Annotated in this window: 25 protein-coding genes; 7 read left to right on the top strand and 18 right to left on the bottom strand. The window is 45.3% G+C overall.

Going from position 1 to position 21,454, the window contains the following annotated elements:
• Positions 1-723: 723 nt before the first annotated feature.
• The 7 genes from E5358_RS08110 to E5358_RS08140 all read right to left on the bottom strand — a co-directional run bounded on the left by E5358_RS08110 (position 724) and on the right by E5358_RS08140 (position 7,296).
• Positions 724-2,148 (bottom strand): OmpA family protein, encoded by a 1,425-nt coding sequence (locus tag E5358_RS08110; RefSeq protein ID WP_123482758.1) that lies wholly within the window; start codon positions 2,146-2,148, stop codon positions 724-726.
• 28 nt (positions 2,149-2,176) lie between these two features.
• Positions 2,177-3,652 (bottom strand): MobV family relaxase, encoded by a 1,476-nt coding sequence (gene mobV / locus E5358_RS08115; RefSeq protein ID WP_123482813.1) that lies wholly within the window; start codon positions 3,650-3,652, stop codon positions 2,177-2,179.
• Positions 3,653-3,880: 228 nt separating this feature from the next.
• A complete protein-coding gene (locus E5358_RS08120) occupies positions 3,881-4,747 on the bottom strand; it encodes a hypothetical protein (RefSeq protein ID WP_135939735.1) in 867 nt (288 codons plus the stop codon).
• 16 nt (positions 4,748-4,763) lie between these two features.
• The gene (locus tag E5358_RS08125) at positions 4,764-5,378 is read right to left on the bottom strand and encodes a hypothetical protein (RefSeq protein WP_123482756.1); all 615 of its coding nucleotides are present in this window, start codon (positions 5,376-5,378) and stop codon (positions 4,764-4,766) included.
• 23 nt (positions 5,379-5,401) lie between these two features.
• A complete protein-coding gene (locus E5358_RS08130) occupies positions 5,402-5,755 on the bottom strand; it encodes a hypothetical protein (RefSeq protein WP_123482755.1) in 354 nt (117 codons plus the stop codon).
• An 18-nt stretch (positions 5,756-5,773) separates the two neighbouring features.
• Positions 5,774-6,223, bottom strand: a complete 450-nt coding sequence (locus E5358_RS08135; protein WP_123482754.1) for a hypothetical protein — start codon at positions 6,221-6,223, stop codon at positions 5,774-5,776.
• 20 nt (positions 6,224-6,243) lie between these two features.
• Positions 6,244-7,296, bottom strand: coding sequence for a hypothetical protein (locus E5358_RS08140; protein WP_123482753.1), 1,053 nt, complete (start codon positions 7,294-7,296; stop codon positions 6,244-6,246).
• A gap of 397 nt (positions 7,297-7,693) precedes the next feature.
• Here E5358_RS08140 and E5358_RS08145 point away from each other — a divergent pair, with 397 nt between their 5' ends.
• Both E5358_RS08145 and E5358_RS08150 read left to right on the top strand, forming a co-directional pair.
• Complete coding sequence (locus E5358_RS08145) at positions 7,694-8,320, top strand: recombinase family protein (protein ID WP_123482752.1); 627 nt, start codon at positions 7,694-7,696, stop codon at positions 8,318-8,320.
• Between the two features lie 69 nt (positions 8,321-8,389).
• Entirely contained in the window at positions 8,390-9,697 is a 1,308-nt protein-coding gene (locus E5358_RS08150) for a hypothetical protein (protein WP_123482751.1), read from the top strand.
• Between the two features lie 96 nt (positions 9,698-9,793).
• On the opposite strand, the gene E5358_RS08155 is transcribed toward E5358_RS08150, so the two are convergent.
• The 9 genes from E5358_RS08155 to E5358_RS08200 form a co-directional block, all read right to left on the bottom strand.
• On the bottom strand, positions 9,794-10,159 hold the full coding sequence (locus E5358_RS08155; protein WP_123482812.1) for a hypothetical protein: 366 nt from the start codon (positions 10,157-10,159) through the stop codon (positions 9,794-9,796).
• A gap of 455 nt (positions 10,160-10,614) precedes the next feature.
• Complete coding sequence (locus tag E5358_RS08160; protein WP_123482750.1) at positions 10,615-12,327, bottom strand: ParB/RepB/Spo0J family partition protein; 1,713 nt, start codon at positions 12,325-12,327, stop codon at positions 10,615-10,617.
• Between the two features lie 431 nt (positions 12,328-12,758).
• Positions 12,759-13,274 carry an SLOG family protein gene (locus E5358_RS08170; RefSeq protein WP_123482749.1) on the bottom strand — a complete coding sequence of 172 codons (516 nt, stop codon included), beginning with the start codon at positions 13,272-13,274 and terminating at the stop codon, positions 12,759-12,761.
• Positions 13,264-13,836: a phosphoribosyltransferase gene (locus E5358_RS08175; RefSeq protein WP_123482748.1), complete on the bottom strand. Its 573-nt coding sequence runs from the start codon at positions 13,834-13,836 to the stop codon at positions 13,264-13,266. Before E5358_RS08175 ends, E5358_RS08170 begins: the two co-directional genes overlap by 11 nt.
• Positions 13,837-14,228: 392 nt before the next feature.
• A complete protein-coding gene (locus tag E5358_RS08180; protein ID WP_135939736.1) occupies positions 14,229-14,702 on the bottom strand; it encodes a hypothetical protein in 474 nt (157 codons plus the stop codon).
• A 37-nt stretch (positions 14,703-14,739) separates the two neighbouring features.
• Positions 14,740-15,021 (bottom strand): LPD28 domain-containing protein, encoded by a 282-nt coding sequence (locus E5358_RS08185; RefSeq protein WP_123482746.1) that lies wholly within the window; start codon positions 15,019-15,021, stop codon positions 14,740-14,742.
• 22 nt (positions 15,022-15,043) lie between these two features.
• Positions 15,044-15,439, bottom strand: a complete 396-nt coding sequence (locus E5358_RS08190) for a hypothetical protein (protein WP_185155197.1) — start codon at positions 15,437-15,439, stop codon at positions 15,044-15,046.
• Positions 15,436-15,681 (bottom strand): hypothetical protein, encoded by a 246-nt coding sequence (locus tag E5358_RS08195; protein WP_123482811.1) that lies wholly within the window; start codon positions 15,679-15,681, stop codon positions 15,436-15,438. Before E5358_RS08195 ends, E5358_RS08190 begins: the two co-directional genes overlap by 4 nt.
• A gap of 12 nt (positions 15,682-15,693) precedes the next feature.
• A complete protein-coding gene (locus tag E5358_RS08200; RefSeq protein WP_094401825.1) occupies positions 15,694-15,966 on the bottom strand; it encodes a hypothetical protein in 273 nt (90 codons plus the stop codon).
• Between the two features lie 658 nt (positions 15,967-16,624).
• Between E5358_RS08200 and E5358_RS08205 the strand changes: the two genes are divergently transcribed.
• Genes E5358_RS08205 through E5358_RS08225 form a run of 5 tightly spaced genes read left to right on the top strand, consistent with a single transcriptional unit; the run spans position 16,625 to position 20,211 of the window.
• Complete coding sequence (locus tag E5358_RS08205) at positions 16,625-16,969, top strand: DUF3795 domain-containing protein (protein WP_123482745.1); 345 nt, start codon at positions 16,625-16,627, stop codon at positions 16,967-16,969.
• 10 nt (positions 16,970-16,979) lie between these two features.
• Positions 16,980-17,639 carry a hypothetical protein gene (locus E5358_RS08210; RefSeq protein ID WP_260403679.1) on the top strand — a complete coding sequence of 220 codons (660 nt, stop codon included), beginning with the start codon at positions 16,980-16,982 and terminating at the stop codon, positions 17,637-17,639.
• Positions 17,640-17,696: 57 nt separating this feature from the next.
• On the top strand, positions 17,697-18,710 hold the full coding sequence (locus E5358_RS08215; protein WP_123482744.1) for an alpha/beta hydrolase: 1,014 nt from the start codon (positions 17,697-17,699) through the stop codon (positions 18,708-18,710).
• Between the two features lie 35 nt (positions 18,711-18,745).
• The gene (locus tag E5358_RS08220) at positions 18,746-19,528 is read left to right on the top strand and encodes a helix-turn-helix transcriptional regulator (RefSeq protein ID WP_123482743.1); all 783 of its coding nucleotides are present in this window, start codon (positions 18,746-18,748) and stop codon (positions 19,526-19,528) included.
• Positions 19,529-19,587: 59 nt separating this feature from the next.
• Complete coding sequence (locus E5358_RS08225) at positions 19,588-20,211, top strand: CatA-like O-acetyltransferase, family 2 (protein ID WP_123482810.1); 624 nt, start codon at positions 19,588-19,590, stop codon at positions 20,209-20,211.
• A gap of 404 nt (positions 20,212-20,615) precedes the next feature.
• Here E5358_RS08225 and E5358_RS08230 read toward each other — a convergent pair whose 3' ends face one another.
• Entirely contained in the window at positions 20,616-21,149 is a 534-nt protein-coding gene (locus E5358_RS08230) for a hypothetical protein (protein WP_123482742.1), read from the bottom strand.
• A gap of 12 nt (positions 21,150-21,161) precedes the next feature.
• A complete protein-coding gene (locus E5358_RS08235; protein WP_123482741.1) occupies positions 21,162-21,356 on the bottom strand; it encodes a hypothetical protein in 195 nt (64 codons plus the stop codon).
• Positions 21,357-21,454 lie beyond the last annotated feature (98 nt).

The following is a 21,454-nucleotide window of genomic DNA, read 5'->3' on the forward strand; positions in this document are numbered from 1 at the left end:
TTGACACAACTGTGGATAGCTGGAAAGGGTGGAACTATCTGGCATTCATAGTCATATTTGTTAAAAAATGTCTTAAATCCAATTAGTTTAAACAACTTCCATATTAAAGATACAAAATAATCCGCACATACACAAGTTTTTAGCGGATTATTTTCAATTTATTTTTCATGTGCTCGGATGCGAGCTGAATAAAAAACGCCTCGAAATTGTCCGAAACGACATAAATCTTTTGCAGATAGAAAAGACTATTACCTTTACACCCAATAGAAGCAACCAAGCCTCTTCGCAATGCTCAAATCGGCATATATTAGGTTATTTCAGGTTGTCCGCATACTTTTTCCCTTACTTTAATTTCCTAAAACCGAACATCAATATAAATCCTATGTCTCTTTCCAAAATTCGATGGACATGTATCGTTTTGACCGTAAACTCAGATTGATTCTATTATTTCCTGACGACAGGGAACAGGATGATTTAACCTTTGAAATTTTGATGATTTTTCAAGTGTAAAGCCGCCTTTGTTTATTGAAACGACCACAAGACATAGTAGTATCTAAACTCATTTTTTTTGTAAAATCAGGCGTTTTAAGCGCAAATATTTGTACCTCGACGTTCTCTTAATAGTCATTTTTTGTATGTCTGTTTATGCAAAAGACAGCCCTAACCTCACGGTCGGGACTGCCTGCAAAAAAATGAAAAAGTTAGCTTCTTAGTGCTCGTCTATTATGGCAAGAAAAGTCTGACGATGGTGTTTCTGTTTGCTTTTCCCGGTGTATAATCATCAATACCGCCCCTTGAGATTTTCTTGATATTGTTCTCCAGAATGCCTCGTTCTTTCAGGCATCCGGCGATAAAGGTGGCTCTTTGAGAACCGAGATTTGAATTGATCATTTCCGTACCAGTAGCTTTGTCGGCCGAACCTGTAATTTCAATTCTAAGGTTGTATTTCTTAGCGATACGTGCAATCTCGTCGATGTTCACCAGTTGTGATTCCTCTACAAGATTGTCGGTGCCGAGTTCAAAGAAGAAATATATGGGTGCACCGAGTGCGGCATTGCCGTTAATGACATCATCCGCATAACTGTTATTGTTCCCGTCACTGCCGACTTCTGCCTTGCTTCCGTTGCTTTCCCCGGACACTGCATTTTCTGACCGGTTATCCTTTTCGGGACTGCCGTTTTTGCCATCACGGAGGCGTTTTCTAAGTGAGTTAAGCCCGTTGTAGTCGTTCATGGTATAGCCTCCTGCCGAGGTATTACCGTGGTCATCGACACGTTCAAAACATCCGGCATATTTGTCAAGCAGTCCCTCGATTTCAAGAATCTTTCGGAGTTCGGCAATCAGCCTGGCTTTTGCTTCATTCTCTTTGGCAAGCCTTTCATTCTCTTTTTCTTGTTCGTATGCTGCAGCCTTCAGTCGCTCATTGAGGATGACATAAGGCCGTGCGTCAATGACCTTTTTCCATCCACGGTTCTTTCCGAAAGTCCATGAGACACCAGCCGAAAGCGTCAGTAGGTGGTCTCCGATTTCTCGTGCAGAACCAAGACCGTCGGCATCCTTGAACGTGGTCGCGTCACCGATTTCAGCGGTGATATGCAGTCCATCGGCAATGCGAAAACGCCCTTGGACACCATAATTGAAAGCGAAAGGATTGCGCCCGGCATCACGGTTGTCAATCAATCCGACACCGACAAAGGGAATAATATCCCACCGACATTCCTTATCACCCTTAGCTATCGACGGCATCAGGTTCACAAGGAGGTCGGCATGATAATGACGGTATTGTTGGTTCGTCAAAGCCCCGCTTTTCCACTCGAAGCCTTGAAATACGAGACGGTTTCCCACCGATGGTGTATGCCATTTGCCTAATGATATTTGTAAGGCAGGTTTGATGCGTCCGAACAGATCATCGCACCCCAACGGCGAACCGATAAAGGATGATGCGCCTCCCGAGACGCTTATAAACCAGTTGTCTGTCCATGAAGGAATGATTGCACCGGAGAGATATTTCGGCTTTTTGCGGAGCGTAATTTCCTTTTGTGCGGCTTCGATTTCCTTCAATTTCATCTCCGCATGGCTGACCGCATGGGCATTCGCGTCAAGCAGTGCCACAAAGGTCACAAGCATTGAAAATAAGATTTTCTTCATCGTTTGAATTATTTGAATTAGTGTTATATCATTTACGTTTTACAGATTTTCCGCCTGACGGACGCATCATTTTTGCCGCACGGAAGAGACAACGCCGTGCCCAAAGAAGGTCGTCCTCGTCATCTTTCCGTCCCCAGGGCAGGTCGCTTCCGCCTCCTCCGCCACCGTGTCCCTCGGCAAAAGTTGTGGCACCATCAACATATCCGGCGAACAACAGTCCGGCGCATTTTAGAATCTCCTCTCCACGTTCCGCAAGGTCTCCAAGCAGCGTGTTGTTAAATACTGAACCTGCATCGCCGAGCGTTGGCAAAGTGCTTTTAAGGCTGTCAATGACATTATTCACGAAAGCATCCGCAATGCGAAAACGAACCTGTTGGGCAAGGTCACCGGATGCCTCTCGGACATCTTTCTTGTAGTCCTCTGCCTGTTGCCGGTATTCGTTGGCTTTCTCTTTGGATTCTTCCTCCAGCTCCCGGTATTCAGATAATTTCCGACTTGCCTCGGTCAGTTTCTGACGCTTGTCCGTAAGGGAATCCAGCACTTTCTCATAGTCCTTGCTAAGCCTGTCAATGTTCTTTTGCAACTCGTCAGCATTTCCTTTTCCGGCTTGCAAATCGGTAGAGAGCTGTACCATTTCCTGCTCCAGTTCTGCTTTGCGGTTCTCCAGATTGGCTATCATTGTGGTCAGTCCTTTTACCCTTCTTTCAGCATGAGATACTTCAAGTTTCAACTGTTGCAGCAACGATTTGTCCGATTCGATTTGCGTCTCAAGGTCTGCACATTCCCTGCTCAACAGTCGTCTGTATTCATACGGAGGGATATTTCTTGCCCCGGTCTTAGTTATGTCGGATCCTCGCACCAATCCCCATTTCTCATTCACTTTGGCAAATTCATCGTGGAGCGACCGCATATAGTCCTTGTAGTCGTACAAGTCTTTCCCTCCGAATATTTTCTTGAAAGCGAAGCGTCCATCCCTTATCGGAAGCAGGGTGCAATGGCAATGTGGGTTCGTCTCATCGAGATGCACGACAAATCCGGCAATGTTCTCTTCGCCCCATTTGTCGGCGACAAAACGATACACATCCAGTGCCCATTTCTCAATGTCCGGACAGCGTTTTATATGGGAATTGTCGGCATCCTTATTCAGATTTACAGTCTGAGTTCCGAAAGCTAACTCGTGCATCCTTGCTCGTGAACCACCGAAAATAAAGTTCACCACCGTGCGGAATTTCGGCTCCGGCAATCCCTCGTTAGGGTCTTTGATTCCACGCGCCGACAGTATCTCACGGATGCGTTCAGGGATGGATTTTGTCTTATCAAGAGGAACGATTTTTCCCTTCACGATTTCAAAATTCAGGCCGTCGCGTGTGCGGTCGTAGGCTCCATATCCCGATGCCCGGCCCCATTTTTTATCGTCCCAGTTACGTTTATGCTCATCGCTTTGAGCTTCGGTGAAGCCCTTTGCAACCTTGAGATCCATGACTTGTTTTTGTGAATTTGCCATGATTTTTTCGTCGTTTTTTTGATTTTCCGAAGGCTTTTTGGGAGCCATCCGACTTCATTTTTTTTGAATTTTGCGAAGAAAATTCTTCCATAACTTCACAGCTTGCTGCCGCTTTTGGCGGTCTGTCCCGGTTTTCTGCTGAAAATCCGGGGTATTATGCTTCCCAACAGCCGCAAAGCGGCCTTTTTGGGCGTAGCCCGTCCGATAATGAGGCGGCAAGCCGCCGTGTTATCCCGTATGCGGAGTCGTATCGGTTCCTGTTTCGGGCGCAGCCCGTCCCTGATAGCCAAAGACGGTCGGATTGGTGAGGACACCGTGCCTTATAAAAGGAGAATAATATTCGAGGACCGCAGCGAGCCGTTGCATCGTAGTGTCCGGTAACGACGGCGGGAACTCCGTGTTGTCGCAGCGGTCATCTATCAGTTTGAGTCCACCGATAGTAAGCAAGGTGAAGAACCTTGCAAAATCGGAATCGCAATCATCAATGAACAGACAACGCAAGGCATCCGCCACACGGTCGTCTTTTGGAAAGAAACCGGAAGGATGCAACACAAGATGATTGACCAACCGGTGCAGCCGTCGTCCGATTTTAATGTCGTGCGGGTCGTCCGCATCCAACTTCTCGACATCATGTTCGGTCTTTGAAATCACAGAGTCGAACATGTCCGCCAGTTCCTCGATGGACATCGTGCCGAAGATGAAACGCAGACGGTCACGTTCTTCACGGGACGGAAGCCGTGTAAGTGTCGGAGTGCCGGACATGCATACGGGAATGGATATGACCGTCGCCTTCCCCCGGCGTTCAACCGAAATGGCCCCAGTCTTGGTCATCTCAAGAAAGAAATTGCGCACGTTGTCGCGTGACCATCCCCAAACGACAGCAAGCTCGCTATATGAAGTCACAAGCTGGCCAACGGAAAGATGAAATTCCTGTCCGAAGGATATTGCTGTGCTCGGCTCTTTGTTCGCACGTTCCAACAAATAGACAAACGCACTGTAACGTGACAGCCGTCCGCCATCAGCAGGCCTGTCTTCCTGAAGGCTGCGGAGCAGGGCCATATTTGTCGTGAGACTAAAAGTATCTTCTGATTTCATATTGTCTGGTTTATGATTACACTTCGTCCTGTTCATGTCCGATCTCTTCAAACTCTGCATCCTCTATCTCTTCGTTAAACACATGCTTCCGTTCTCGCTCGGATTCCTGCAACATAGAGTTTCCTGATTCATCCCAACGGAAATATAATTCGGAAAGCTCCAGCAGGTCTTCGTAGCAATCCGGGCGGTACGCACATTCCGTCAGGAGCATTAAGTCTCTGAGCAGACGGGACGGATAGAATACTGTTCCGCAGAGCAGTACACCGATGGAGAAGCCAAGAGGCATGAAGTGCGGAATGAAGAGGCACGTCAAGGAGAGAACCATGCCGACCCACAGGACACGGCAATCCTGAAGGAAGTAGATAAATCTTTCACAGAGACTGTGGGAGAACATCGCAAAGCACAGCACCGATGACGGGATGAGGTCATAATGGTTCTGGAAAATCGTCAGGTGATAGAAATGGAATGCCAGCAGAAAAAGCAGCAACATTTTGGTGTACACTTTCCTGAAAGCGAAACTCATCGCCATGTTACGGTAGAAGACGAGCATGGCAGGCCGTTTGTTTTTATACAGGAACGGTACGACAAGGAATGTCGGAAACATCAGTGAATAGAGAATCTTTATCAGCATGGTTGTGTTATTTGAGTTGTTAGTTATAAATCGGAAAGTTCGAGCCGGATGAATCCATAGGATGCACGGTTTATAATCTCTTCAATGTCATCAGGACTTATTGTTTCTTTGTTCCACCGCTCCTTGAAACGAGAACCGCGTTTGAGTGAGCGCACTGCCTTTTCAAGATTGTACTCCGGAATGTCCCACACATGGCCTTGCTCATACAGCCCGTGTTTACGCAGGGCGACAAGTGTAAGCACACGGCAACGTACTTCCCGAAGTTCACGTCCTACCTGAACCATCATGTTACGTTCCCTGTCGGCATGAAGCACGGTTATCCAGGTGCGCCTTGCACGGATTATCTCGACAATTCTGTTGTATGCGGTCTCTTTCATCCTATAAGTGGCTCTGGTTTATTTCATGAAGTCGCGCAGGAGATCTTCCTCCTTGCGGGCAAAGACGACCTTGCTTTTCGCCGTCTGGTCGTTAAGCTCGGCCTGCAAGTCAAGCCCGAAATTCTCAAGCGAATCATAAAGCGAGGCGTACAGGGTATCGCAGATGCCATTGTCATCACTGATACCGTTGACCTTGTACAGATAATCGAATGACGGATTGGAATAGGCACAGCACTGGTGTCCCATGACTGTTGCTTCAGACGGAATGATATGGTAAAGGATAATCAGTTCCATCTGGTCGTCGAACTCGTCAAGCAGGTCGCTTATGTTACAGGGCTTCGGTAACTTGAACTCAAGGATGGCCATACCGTCGAAGATTTCTGCACCGGCATAGTTCGCGCGTGACATCAGTGACGGCATCTGCATGGAGATGTATGTGAGGAATCTCTCAATTTTGTGTTTCAGCATAATTGTATTCGTTTTTCGTGTCAGAGATTTGTGATGGTGGTTTTGATGAGCAGCGAAGGAAGCTCATCCGTATCAATGGGGAACTGCGGTTTCCCAAGTTTGACCACGCACTTTGGCGTTTCTGTTGCCAATATCTTCAGTGTGCCTATTTGTGCTTCGCTCATAAGCGAGAGGGCGAAGCCGTCAAATGAAATCCATGGCTGTAACAGCATCCACAGATAGGCTGCCGCCTGATCTCCGCCCTTGACTTTGCGGTTGTTGATGTCGTTCACGCATTGCAGGGCATTCTGCAACAGACGTCGGTTATTGCGCATCGTAAGCAGTATGACAACTTCGGAAGTGGTAAATGCCGGATTATCTCCTTGGCACAACTCGACCATCTCTTTCATCAGGGCAGACGAGCTGTCGCGGACTTTGGCGAGAGGGATGCCACCGAGTGTCGGCAGATGAACGAGAAAAGAGCGGAAGGCTCTGTCCTCATTCCGAAGGAACAAGAACAGGTCTCGTTTTGTATGAATCCCACGGCGGGTTGCATCATCGAGGATGTCTTCATACCTGTGAATGGTAGAAACATTGTCCATGTTGAAAACAGGGACGGAATCCATCGAGGCATAGAATCTGTGTGCTGACATCATCAACTGGTTTGAGAGCGAGTCAAGTCTCGGTCTGTTGACGGCCAGCGAGAAGTCAAGATAATCCTGAAACGACCGCTTACGGCTGTCAACAAGCGAAGTCAGTTTATCGGTAATGGAATCGCGCAGGGAAAAATATGTCGAATCAACAACTGCACGGTTCGTATGTACGCTGTCACGGAACATGGCAGCTGTCACTGAATCATCGAGAGCTTTCCATTCCAAAACGGAAGATACAAGCTCTGAGTTTGAAAGTGTCTTCTGTTTAGATACAGAGCGCAGGAAGGCTTCGTAATCTTCCAACGCAGCATTGGCGTCAGAAAAACTTTTTGCTTCTGAATCACTGCCGTTGCAGGCGGAAACCAACATTCCCAGCAAGAACATTGGTAACAAGGCGGCAATCTGCCGCGCCATTGTCTTTTTTGACGGATAATCAGTCATATCAATATCTGTTTTTGTCGCACAAGCGATTGTTTGATGCTGCGAAAGTAGAGTATAATTTCGAGATATAAGTACAATCGTAATTATATTTATATTAAATTGAAATATCATACTCTAAATGCGATTTTTGCAAATGGCTGTAACTTTTGGGGTTGCAAAGGAAAGACATTGAAAGACAATCTGTAAATGAGTGTAATCATACTCATTTTTTGCTGTGAAAAATCTGTTGCTAACAGCATATAATAATCTGTGAATATGACTAACTTTATAACGTTTAGCAGTTATATCCGATAAATAATCATAGAAATGGCGTCAGAATGGCTGATTTTGGGAAGAGTCTGATAAGTTGTCGGATTATTTAGCTAACTTTGCAGACAAAATCATACTCTTATACACGATGGCAAAAATAGGATATATAATGACGGCTCCCGGTTACGAGGACTTCTCTGCGGACAGCGGATGGATGGAAGACTTCGGTTGTGTGGAGATTGTAAGAGAGGAACTGTTGTCTGCGGACAAGGCAAGGACAATGTGGGACAGCCTTATGGGGCGTGTCCAGTTCGGGGATACTGTTGTCATACCCAAACTGTCGAATGCTTTGCGTGGTGCGAGGCAGCTCGTCTTCTTTCTGGAGTTCTGCCGGGTGAAGAACATCAGACTGGTGTCCATCCGTGACAGGATTGATTCGGGCAACGAGCTTTTTCCCGGAACGCAGACAAGTGACGTGCTTACCGCCATTGCCCTGCTGCCGCAGGAAGCAAACGCTATCCGTAAGTCCTCGCACCATATAAGCAGGATAAAGAAGCATATTGAGAGCATTAGCGACAAAGCGATGGGGCGTGCCGAGCGTAACAAGCGTATTGTCAACATGTATCTCGAAGGATTCTCCATTGATGAAATTTTCAAGGAGTCTGGATTTAGTAGTCGGAGCAGCGTGTTCCGCATCCTGAACGAAGCCAATGTGCAGCTTGATCGCGGTCGCTGGAAAGGACCACTCGGCCCTCGAAAGAAGAAGGAGGACTGAGAGGGGAAGCATTGTCATACTGGACAATGTTGTGTCATATATCTCGAATGAAAATTTAGAAAAGGAAATATGGATTACAGACAAAAAGCTAATAGAGGTGAATATATACCCGCTTTCTTTGAAATGTATCTAAAGATTGATGGAGAAATTGATTTGAACAAGCTTTCGGAAAGAGACTTTTCTCTTTTCTTTCATGAATATATCCATTTTTTACAAGATATAACTACCACCTATGGACTAACCACATGCTACGCCTATGGAGAGTATGTTCAAAGTGTGGTCAATGATATATATGCAAAAGGTAAACAAGCCTTTGAAGTTCCGTATATATATGATGATAACAAAGATAATATCAGACTTAATGAACAGGTTCAAGATGTTACATTGGGAGACTGGGATACCAATATAAAAACCTTGGACAATGTAAGGGTTTCTGTAGAGAATTTTGAATTGAAATTCGGAAAAGAACAAAACTTACCAAGTATCCCGGCCGTTTGTATTCAAGCAAATGAAGATGATATAATATCTTTTGGCGCATCGGCAATAAAAGAGAGCATTGCCTATATAATGGAAAGACATTGTTGTAGAGAATATGAAGAATCTGATGATTTTCCATATTCTTCAGCGGAAAAAGTTGCAAGTGCCATATTCCCTGAGTTTGGGCAAAGGATATTAAATGTATTAGCATTGGCTGATTGCTCATTGATGTTTTCTAATCCTGGTCACGTTTTTGTTGATATGCTGTATCAGTTTAGAGATAAAAAATACAATCCAGAAAAGGCTCAAGATATATATTCTCAATTAGGAAACGCCAAGGTTAATACAGACATTAAACTATTTGATTTTTTTGAAGGTATTGCTAATGAGGCAAGAAAAAAACTGAAATCCTATTATAGGGTTCCTGAACATCCGGAATTACACGAAGCATATCAGGGATGGGTTGATACAGTTATTGATAAAGCATTGTATTTACGAAAACATAATCCATCATATTTATTAGATATTATTGCTGATTCACCTGCTTCAACCAGTGGATTATTTACTCAGATAGTAAATGATTTAGGTACTCCCATGATGAAGAATAAGCAGAAAGATTACTATACCGTTAAACCACAAGGGATAGCTGGTTGGAATGTGGAAGTTTTGAAATCTGTGCATCAAATATACAAGATCCTCCATGATGGGAATTTTCAATGTTCATTATATCCCTGGTGTGTACGAAGTTTCAATGAGCACCCTGAAGAAGGATTAAACCCAACAGAAGATAAATGTCTTCATACGCCATGGGTAAGAGCAAGTGAAGCTGAATTGTGTCCGCTTGGACTATTATGGAAAAACTGGAATTTAGCATCTTATTATCCGCAAAAGAAACAGTGATATAAAATGCTCTTATAAGTGGTATCATCAATCTGTAGCATATAAGGCGGTGGGACATCCTCGGACATCTCACCGCCTTGTATTTGTCATAAGCCATTAACCCGTCACGAGCTTCATCAGTTGGATGTTACAAAACTTATCGTATTCTTCTTGATTGTCTCCACGCTCGATATGGCGGTCAATCAGTTCTCCAAGTTCGTCAAAGCAGACTTCATCGCTGACAAGTCTCGTCTCGGTATCATTTGTGAGATAGACCTCGTAATAGTCGCTTCCGTTCAGGGCTATTACTACAAACCCCTTGAACAATCTTCCATTGACTTTAAGTTTCAATGCCGGCATGTCCTTGAACTCTGTGGCATATAAACCACTTATGCCCCATGACATAAGAACAGAAGTCCGGGTCATGCCAAATAGTTGTTGCTTTGCCGTTTCAGCAACAGACATCACATAATCTTTTTCCATATAGACGCTCATGTTTAAGTGTTTATGAATAATTTTTATTTCCCCTCACATCAGGAGCTTCGTTCCGTCCGGTCGGGATTTGATTTTTACTTGCGCCCATCACTGCGAAGACAGGAGAATATGCACAAGAAATCCGGACTTTATTTTATGGAACACCCGATTTGGCTACAAATCGAGGAAGGCTTCCGCAAAATAAAGTCTGGATAGTATGGCGGTACTTGGGCCAAATTCACCTCGCAGTAACTTTGCAAGAGAAAAACAGAGCCGACAGGACGGTTGATATGATACAACACCAGCGTGTATAAATGGAGGAAGCCCAAAAGGATTAGTATAAAAGTTTATAACTGGAGGATGAATCGAGAATTAGTATAACAGGAAGTGTCGCCGCCCGTTGTTGTCTGACGGTATGTTAAGCATACAGGCAGGACGGATTTCTCCACCCTGCCTGTTGCTCATTATGCCGCAGCTTCTTCCGGCTTCGCATCTTCGGAGGATGCCTCTGCTGCATCGTCATTTTCGTCCGTTGGCTTTTCCTTAGCCACGATAGCGGCTTTCCTTTCCTCAATGCGTTGGTGTCGCTTCTCATAGATTTGGTTATAGCCGTCCTCAATTTCAGCAAGTTCATTCGGCATGTGCTTACGTGCGAAGTCAAGCATAAGGTCTGCTGTGGCATTGTTCCTGTATGCGTCTTTGAACTGCGCTATCAGATAATCCCTGCGGATAACAGCCTTTGTCTTTGCCGTCAGATTGGCGATGATGTTCATCTTGTCCTCGTCATTGAGGTATGGGGAGTGTTCTTCGGATATACCTAACAGGGCAAAGTTCTCTCTCCGTAGGCTTGACAGCAAAAAGAAATAAACCATTCTGTCCTCGTCCGCTCCGAACTTGGCTTCTGCCACATCTATGTTAAGGATTTGCTTCTTGGTGTCCTCGATAGTCTTTTCAAGGGCGATTTCCTTGTTTCGCTTGTCCTGTTTCTCCAACTTTTCCACAGGAGAAAGTGGCTGTCCTTGTGTCGTATCGTCTGCGGTGTTGTTCTTCTTTACATAGCACAGCGTTATGTTGTTGCTTCCTATTTTCACGTAGAGCGATATTTCGCCGTTCTCGCTTTGGCGGTGTATTTCAGCGCATCTTTCCCTATAGTCGCTCTGTTCCTGCTCGTAATCACTGCATGCCGTTTCATAGGCTTCCTCGTTGTCGTAGTCCTCTTTTTCAGGTGCTTCGGGCTGTCGGGGATAAGCCGTACCGTATGGCATGGCACTCTCCACCTCATGTCCCATAGCCATAAGACGCTCCACAGCGATAAGGTTGTAGTCATAGTCGGTATGTCCGAGCGTTGCGGTGGGGTTCTCCGCCAATACCTGCAGGGTTTTTTCCACAAGGTACGATGCGTTCATTTCGGCAAGGCATGTGCGATTTGCACATTTTCCACAACCCTCACAGAAAAGCGACATGTTGTTTGTGTTGTGGGGGCATGACAGGCACAGGGTCTTGTCAAAAGAATAACGGTCAAGGTCTGCGGTGTACTGCCGTTCAATGCTCCTTGCGATTTCAGAGGCTTTCTGCCCTCGCCAACTGCTATATGTCACATCTTCTTTCAGGTGCTGTTCGTACACCTCACGCTGTATGTCCTCACCGTAACGGCAGATTTCGCTTGCCACGCTGACCGTGATTTCGTCCGTTTCCAACAAGGCGGCGATTTCGGGAATAAGCGATGCGAATTTCAGTCTTGTACGGATATAAGCCTCACTCTTGCCGAACTGCACAGCAAGGGAAGAAAGGTCGTGCCGTCCGCTTTCCATGAGCCGTTGGTAGGCATTGGCTTCTTCCATGGGTGTCACATCTTTGCGCTGGAGGTTCTCGGTAATGGCGATTTCCTCGGCTTCTTCATCGGAAAGGTCATTGATTATGGCAGGGATTTCCTGCATGCCGACAATCGTTGCAGCACGGTATCTGCGCTCACCGAACACAAGTTCATAGTCGTTGCTGTCTGCTATGGGGCGCACGGTGACAGGCTGTAGTATTCCTTGCTGACGAATACTTTCTGCGAGTTCGTTCAAACTCACTTCATCAAAGTGCTTGCGTGGGTTGAAACCATTAGGACGGATTGCAGAGATTGCAACCATTGTGATGTCCTTTACTGCTGTCTGATTTAATGTTGCTTCCATTTTTTTGAATTTATGGGTTATTATTGAATGTTTATTTTCCCCTTTCTTCAGTCCCTTTTTCCCGGAACCGCTTTGGAGTTTTACAGATGCAACACACGGCTGTCTTATCAGCTTCATACGACGGCTTTTCTTGCCAAATACTCTCCACTGGAGGAAGATTTTGCAAGAAATGCACTTCAAGCCGCCGGATCAAGCGGGACGGCCGAACTTCGCATCTGATAAAACCAAACCGGTGACGAAGGGAAAGAACCAGGGCAAGACCAGAGAATGTGAATGATATAAGCAGGAGAACACCGAGAGGTTGTAAACAAGGTAAATGCGGTAAAACAGGTTAAGACGACCTGCATGACCGGCCGGGATATAAGAGGGCAGCCTTGCGCTTTCCGTGAAGAGGTTTATTCCCTCTCCACGGACGGACAATCCTTAGTGTGTCATCCCGACAAATGGTCATACAAGTTAAGGACAGGAATGTTCATGACTCCAGCCTTGTTGCAGGTATAGTATGTGCCACCACGACGTCGCCCGTCATAGTAGGCAACAATACGGCTCGCATGTTTGAGCATGAAATCATTTCGCACAAGCAAACAGCCTTTGTAATACACCTCGCTCAGTAATATGTGAAAATCCGCCTGTTGTAAAATGGCATGGTAGCGTTGGCGGTCACTCCAATTCCACATCCCGCACTGGTCGCGGAATGGTATAACGGCTGTAAGCGTGATGTCGTTGAAATCCGCTTTTGCCTGCAGCACACATTCTGCCGCCATAAGGTCGAAGCCCAATGCCATGCCGCACATATAATTGGTGATACCTTCTCCGTGCCAATCTCTGATAAGCTCCGTCAAGGCAGCCTTTACGTTTGCCGTTCCTCCATGGGGAAATGAGCGGTGTCCCGTAAAGGCTGCGGAACACCGCCTGTTAATGGCAGTTGGATTTATGTTATTTCCCATATCGGTAATGTGTGCGTCCAAGGAAGATGCCGCCCAATACGTTTGCCCCGAACACTTCAAGTTGGTTGGCGAACAATGCGTAACTCATGCCGGTGGTGATGATGTCATCCATGACCACGACATCCTTTCCGTAGAAATAATCATCATCAAACTCTATCACTTGAGCCATGCGGACAGTCTTGTCGTGGCGGTGCTCATGCACTGCAAGTCTGTCACACGATATTCTCACGTGCGGAAAGCCGTTGCGGATGCCTGTCATTTCGTTGACCCTCTCACAGAACTTTCGGTAGCGGTTTTCGTTCTGCTCCTGCGTGCTTGCAGGAACACAGACAAATACGATGTCTTTGGCTCTACCTCCATACTCCTTGTTTATGTAGTCGGAAGTCATTCGTGCCACTTTCTCACATGCTCCGTCTTCCGCATCCTTGAACGCCCAGACCAATTTGCGTGCTTCCACAGCGTCCTCGCCCACGTTCTTTATGCGCACGGGGAAGTATTTAAGGAAGAACGTAGTCTTTTTCTCCAGCTGTCTCTTGACTTTTTCATCAGTTACCTTTGCCATAATATGATATGTTTAATTTTTGTCATTTCCCTTTTTTCGGAAGCTGTCCGGCTTGCCGCGAGGGATTTTTCTGCCGGCAAAGGGGCATGGCGGCAAAAAGGCAAATCAAGGATGAGAAATACGCTCCATGCAAATGGAGGAAGATTTCCCATAAGGCTTGCCGTCCGGGATTTGCCGTTTGACAAAGCCTGCCGCTACCTTTGCAGAAATAATCCGTAGAGGTAAGGCGGTATGTATGAAATCATGGCAGAGAACTATAACTGGCAGGTACGACGGATAAAACCGGAAGATAAAACAGGTATGGACTGTTACGCATTAAAAAGGGGTTGCGCTTCAGCGTTATAAAAAAGCAGGCTCCCTTTGCCTCGGTGGGGAAGGCAAAGGGAAAAAGGTCAAAGTTGGTAATTGCGGATAAGCAGGGCGATATTATCTCCTTCGGCGATAACACCCTTTATGTCGAAATGCCGTTGCAGTTTCTCAAGGTCACAGAGCCACAGCATACCGCCGCCGATGTTGCACCGTACCGTGTCAAACTCGGTACGGTCAACCAAAGAGTCACACTCCATTATCTCATCGACAATATCCTTTATCTCAATCAGCGTGAGGTTTTTCCTGACGTTTTCGGAATTGTCGGGCAACAACATATTGGCGATGATGATATTGTCATTGTTTCTGCGGAGCGATAAGACAGGTGCTTTCTCCACAACCTTGTCGCCGTCGAAGTCAAAGACAGATATGTGGGCGGCTTCAGACTGACCGCTTAAGATTCTTCGTGTCGCCTCGTTCTCCATAGCGTGTATGCTTCCGCTGTCTATAATTTCGCCGTCAACAAACAGCCCGAATGTCGCAAAATTCTTTACTTTCATATATCCATGATTTTAAGTTATATACAGGGGCGGTCATTTACCAACCCCATTCTGTTATCTCCAGTTCGTCACCGTCTTTCATTTCGTCTATCGGGTCGCAGATGAAAGTGCCGAAGAAGTTTACAACCACGCACCCCCTTTTTAGCGATGCGGGTTCTGAGCCATCATCGTCACTGTGACGTATCTGATACCACTGCTTCCCTTTTGGCAGGGTATCGACTGTTATTCTGAGGTCGATAAACTCGCCCTCTACTGAAATACCGTTCTCAAGCACCAGCGACATGGATGTCTTGTGTTCCTTGTTGTAATCGAATGTCATAATACTTTTTGTTTGATGGTTATCACTTGTTGAACCGTTTTACAGGCGGCTTGTCCCAATCTGTTTCGTCATACTCATAGGTCGTATCCTCGTCCTCATACTCGTATTCATCGTATGATATGCGAATAGTCCGGGGAGTATAAAAATGTCTGAAAGCATAGATGATGCTTTCCGTTAGAGCCTTTCCTACTGTGCTGATAAAATGCAGTTCAAGCGTCCAATAGTCGAAACTGAAATCTGCGAGTTCTCCACCATATCTGTCATCTGTTTTGTACAGTGTCACAGAAACATAGCCTCTTGTACCGCTTTGCAGTTCCACAAGATGCCCGTAATAGGTAAAACTGTCATTATTTGATTGACCGGACTTGGTTATCCGGTCAATCAGTCTGTAGATGTAGTTGTATTTTGGCTTTTTCATAGCAGTGTCATTTCTTCGACTGTCACCGTATAGCCGTAACCGTCCTCTGTCCTCCATTCCTTGCACCGTGGCAGGTCTATCAGAGTGCTACCGTGTTGCACGTTGAAGTTTTCTTGGCAATCAGCGATTTCATCTTCAAATGCTTTCATCGCATCGTCAAGTGAACGATATGGGGCGTGTCCGTCAGAAACGCTGTCCTGCATTTCAATGAGGGTTGTAAGTAGATAGAATGTCTGTTCCATATCCATAAGATTTTATACGAACGGAATGTGCCGTCCATGTTTGTTTAAGTATTCAAGCATCTCCTTGGCTTCAAGATGTGACGCCATGTTGCGGTCATCGTGTCCTGTCTTATCGTCAGCGATAACCTTAATGCACTCCTTTATGAGCCGCCAAAGCGACTGCTGTAACGTGCGGTGCATTGTCGGGATAACTGCTGCAAACAGTTTGGGGCTGAAGCTGAAGGAGTTTAGAGCCATTTCCACCTGTTTTGCAAGTTCCTGTTCCTTGTTGGGTCTGTTGTCCATAACTGATATTTTTTAAGTTTACTTTTCCCTTTCTTCCGGTGTGTTCCGGACTTAGAGGAATTTTTTACTGCAAACACGAAGCTAACGGCAGGCATAAAGGCAAGGCTGACACGAAAATACGCTCCGCAGGAGGAAGATTTTCGGAAGTCACCGACAGGTATGGCCTTGACGGTTGCCGGACGGACTTAACTTCGCGGTAAAACAATCATCTGAGGCCGGCCAACCGAACGAACACAAAAAAGACAATATAGAAGAGGTGTTTCAGAACATAGCGTGTTCTGATTTCATATAACTGGATTTTGGGGAGTGCGAGAATACGATGTGAGGCAAAATCTTACAGCCCAAACGCAGAAAGCCATTAAATTATAAGAGATTGCCGCAAAAAATGAGTAACTTTGCACCCGGATAGAGGCAACTCTTGTCCGAAACATACGAAAAGATAAGAAGCGTTATGCTCATCAAGTATTTGGAAACGTAGGAAATTTTCAAATTGCATACTAAGATGGCATGGTGGTTCTCACGCTATAGCGTGGGCTGCTATTACTACATCTGTATGCAAGGTTTCCTACGACCTCCAAATTAGAAGTGGTATTGCGGTCCGCGCTTTTGCATTTAATAATCAGCCTTATTGGACTATGGGGCGCACATGTGAATAGTAGTGAAAAAGATTGAAGCAAACAAACAACTGATAGCTGCGTGCGGGCTGTACTGTGGCGCATGTCGTAAGTATCTTACGGAACAATGCCCCGGTTGCCACCTTAATGAGAAAACTTCATGGTGCAAAATCAGGACATGTGCCAAAGGCTGCGGTTTTCACACCTGTGCTGAGTGCGATAAGGATGTTACAGATTGCAGGATCTTCTCCAATCCTATAGGAAATGTTTTAGGTCTCTTGTTCGGGTCAGACCGTCCTGCATGTATCAACTATATCCGTGAACGTGGTGAACAGGCATTTGCCGATGAGATGACCTTACGCAAATGTCATGCAATAAAAAAGCAGTAAAGTAGAATATATGGAAAATAAATTCAATTCCAATACTGGAAAGACTAATAATTGTTTAGATATGAAAGATAAAATTATTCACTTTTTAGAGAATCACCTTATTGGCAAGAAATTGGCTACTGATGAGGTTGTCTATACACTTGGAGATGGGAATTTGGAAGGTATATACAGCGACCAAATGGTGTTTTCCAATCTGGAAAGAACAGTAAATGGCTTTAAGTTTAATCTCACTACCATAACCCATGAACAGATTTTTAATTTAGATGAGAACGGTGTGAGAACTACCATCGCTAAAGACTATACAGGTACAAGTGTGTTTTGTTATGAATTGGCAATGAGGAAAAGTACAAATCAATTAACAGGGTATATGCATTGTGTTTCCACGACAGTTCAAAACCAAACGATGGATGCAGTTGTATGTGGTATATTTGATGTCGTCTTTGATGGAAAGGAACTCTGTTGGCAGGAAAACCAATTACTGTATAGGGATAATCCTATTGATGAGGATAAATATAAGCCTGTAGCTTTTGATTCCAGAATCCGTGTTTATCTTAATGAAGGAAAAGTTGTATATGAGTATCTTCCTACACTTTGGGATGTCAATCCGAAAACATTGGAAAAAAGATTATCAAAAGACGATTATCCTCCATATATATCAAAAGAAGTATAGACAACATAAAGGACTCTTTTTTCTATAAAGATAATTCCATTTAGATCAATGTTTTTGATGTCAAAATTCAACAGGTTGCTTATTGTTGCACTTGTAATATGGTGCGCATGCTCACTATATTCCGCAAATACCGACTGCGACAAGAATACGGAACGTATTGAAGCCGATTCATTTCTTGCCAATATGCCGGACAAACTTCAGGAATACCAGACAGAAGCGATCCGCAAGGCGATTGCCGGCGATGACGACTTGCTTTTTAACGTAAGAAATGCAAGAAACCTGGCAGCTGAATTACCCATTGGAGTGACCCGCACTGACATAGGCAACAACCTGACATTCTTCCGTAGCGATCGCTATGATAACGACACGATACCACTACTTGTCTATTTCCACGGTGGCGGTTGGGTGATTGGCAGTGTAAACAGTTGTTCCCGATATTGCGCAGCAATGGCTGAGAAGGGCATTGCTGTGCTTGCCGTAGATTACAGGCTTGCGCCTGAGCATCCTTTTCCCGAAGGTTTGAACGATTGCATTGATGCCATAAAATTTGCTCAAAGCAAGATGACGGAGTGGAAATGTGACAGCATCTCTGTTGGTGGAGACAGTTCAGGCGGAAATCTTGCCATAGCCGTGGCACTGAGTTTCCCCGAGAATACTTTCAACAGTCTGATTACCTTCTATCCTGTCACAAAAGCTTATGCAGACGACTCTGAATCATGGAAACAATTCGGGAAAGGGTTCGGACTTGACAGTGAACTAATGAACGCTTTCAACGATGCTTATACCTCAGAACCACACCATCCGTTGGTATCTCCTGCAGAAGCGGCTGATTCGGCTCTTGCCAAACTGCCACCAACATTGCTTGTGGCGGCTGAACGAGACATACTCCGGTGTCAAGGGGCAGGCTTCGCAGACAGGCTGACGCAACTTGGGGTGGAACTGAAATATGTTCTGATTCCCGGATCAGTCCATCTGTTTATAACGGTTGCCGGACAGCCGACGGCATTCTGCCGTTCCGTGAAAGAATCTGTTGAGTTCATCTCCAGACATTCAGATCAGACTGCAAAATAAAGGGAAACAGTATTCACATACAAAACACGTATGTCATGAGGATTATCCAACCGAAACAAGAGTTACGCCCGTATGTGCGTTATTACTGGATGCTGGAGGACGATGAGCCGTTCAGTGTCCTGACATTTCCCATTGGTTGTCCTCAGATTATATTCCACCGCAAATCACCACTATATGTTCCCGAACTAAATAGTCTCCAGAACAGGTTTACTATAAGTGGGCAAGTGAATTTCCCGTCACATATTCAATCGGATGGAAATTTGGACATGATTGTGGCTGTGTTTTATCCGCATACTATAGGGATGTTCATAGACACACCGCCATCTGCCTTTTACAACCGGGAGATTTCGGGATATGATATTGATAACCGACAGCTCAGCGAGATTGCCACAAAGATATTCGATTGCCAAAGTAGTGACGAATCCCTTGGCATCCTTGAACGGTGGCTGCTGGGTAAAGTAAAACCGACATTGAATATTCAAAGAATAGGCAATTCGATAAGGGAACTATTGAACACCTCGGCCATTCCAATCAATATCCTTGCCGACAACGCTTGTCTGAGCAAGAAACAATACGAACGTGTGTTTCGTGAACAGGTGGGCATGAATCCGAAGGAATATGCCCGGATTGTCAGATTTCAAAAATCGCTCAGGATGTTGCAATGCGGTTCACGGGATTATGCCTATATAGCTTACCACTGCGGTTTTACCGACCAGTCGCATTTTATCCGGGACTTCAAGGTTATGAGTGGCTACACACCCAAATCACTATTGAACCATTGTGAGCCATATTCCGATTTGTTCACCCATCCTGTGTGAATGTCTCTTTTCTTCTATCCCATGCAAAAATGTCAGCGTAACTTTGCATCAAAAAAATGATGCAAGAAGTCAATCCTGCGGAGACAACCCGCGCATACGCATTTGAAATGTGGATGAAAGCCCCAATGCCTATGGTTACATTGTTTCGTACCATAGATGTCAGCAAATTGCGAAAAATCAGTAAACGAAGCGGTTTGAAATTCAATATGCTGCTTTGCTGGTGTATCGGCAAAGCGGCAAGCCAGGTAAAAGAGTTCTTTATGCTTCCTGTGGGCGACAGACTTGTCCGCTATGATTCGATAGCGGTCAATACCATTGTTGCCAACAAGACCGGAGAAGTAAGTTCATGCGACATTCCATATTCTCCGGATGTGGCTAAATTCAATGCCAATTATCTCCGTCTGACGCAACAAGTGGCGGAGACTTGCGAGAATCATGATATAACCGACAGCATGGTGATCGGCACATCCGCATTGGTCCAATATGCAATCGACGGAGCCGTGGGGATGTATAGTGGTATCTTCAACAATCCGTTTATGATATGGGGGCGATACCGTAAGAGTTGGTTCAAAACAAAGTTGACTTTATCTTTCCAATTCCACCACACTCAGATGGACGGTGCCCATGCCGCAAAATTCCTCGATATACTGCAGACCGAGATAAATAAGGTGGCTATTGACTAAAGGCAAGTTCTTACCATGAAATCTGTTGGCTAAAAACAGGAATCGGCCGCATGGACGACTTGAAAGGCATAGGCACGGGTGGGTAATAAGATGGTCTGCCAGGCAAACTGAAGAATGACTCTTGCCGTTTGTGTCAGCATACGGCATGTGTCATGTTTGCCGATAAGATTTCCTGCAAAAAAAGAAAGAAGCGTGATGCCGGCCATTCGGTCCTCGCTCCTGATGTTTTGCTGGAAATTTACAGACATTCCGCTATTACAGGGCGGGGAGCCTATGTCACAAAAGGGAATATTCCGTATAAATAGGTCGGATGGCAGACGGAGATATAAAGGGAAAGGACGGCACGCCGTTCCACCATAAAGAATTTTTTACAACCCCTCATGGAGAAATCAGCGTGTCATCGGTCACACCGCTTTTTGAAAAGCCCTTCTGAAACGTCCTGTTTTCCACCCATAAATCTCCGCTACATACGGATAAAGCGAGCGTGTTTTTTTGCGGAAGCCGGCTTCGTCTATTTCACGGTTGTAAATCATTTCACCTATACGTTCCGCCTCGTCAATGTCTTTCGCCACACGGTAAAGTACATAATGGGTGCCGTCATGATGTGAGAGGCTGCCACGGATGTTGAAGCCGTCACCATACCATTCGTTTTCATCTTCCGACACGTTGAATATGCCGTTGATGTTATGTCCGAGTATCTTGTACCCTTGCCGTCTGCCGTTCCATAAACCGAGGTCGGCAAATGCTATGACAACACCTTCTATCTGTTTGTCAAGGTTCATGCGCTCGTCCGTCAGATTATCGTTGGTAACCTCTGTCCATTCCGCATCGCTGACTTTGTAATCGTCATCATCGAGTAGGTAACGCTGTGAGTTCTCGTATTCCTTTCTCGCTTTATCATCTAAAAGATAGTCACTTGTCCATATTATCTGTTTCATGTCCGTATGAAATTATATTGTTGCTTGATTGTATATTGACGGCTCGCTTGTCACATTATAGACATACTGCCCACACCTTACGAGAAGCGCATCATTTCCGTAATAGAGTTTCTTCATGCCCTTTATTGAGCCAGTGCAATGGAAGTTTGGGAAGCGGCTGATGCCACATCTTCTGCCTTGTTCTGCTGTCATTCTTTTTGTTCGCATCGCTGAATTTTGTTTTAATTTTTATTTCCCTATCTTGGAATCTTCCTTCCGAAGCCTTCCGCAAGAGGTTTATCTGCGCATAACAATGGCATCGTCAA

Origin of the sequence: Palleniella muris (genome assembly GCF_004792655.1) — a bacterium.
Lineage (GTDB): Bacteria > Bacteroidota > Bacteroidia > Bacteroidales > Bacteroidaceae > Prevotella > Prevotella muris_A.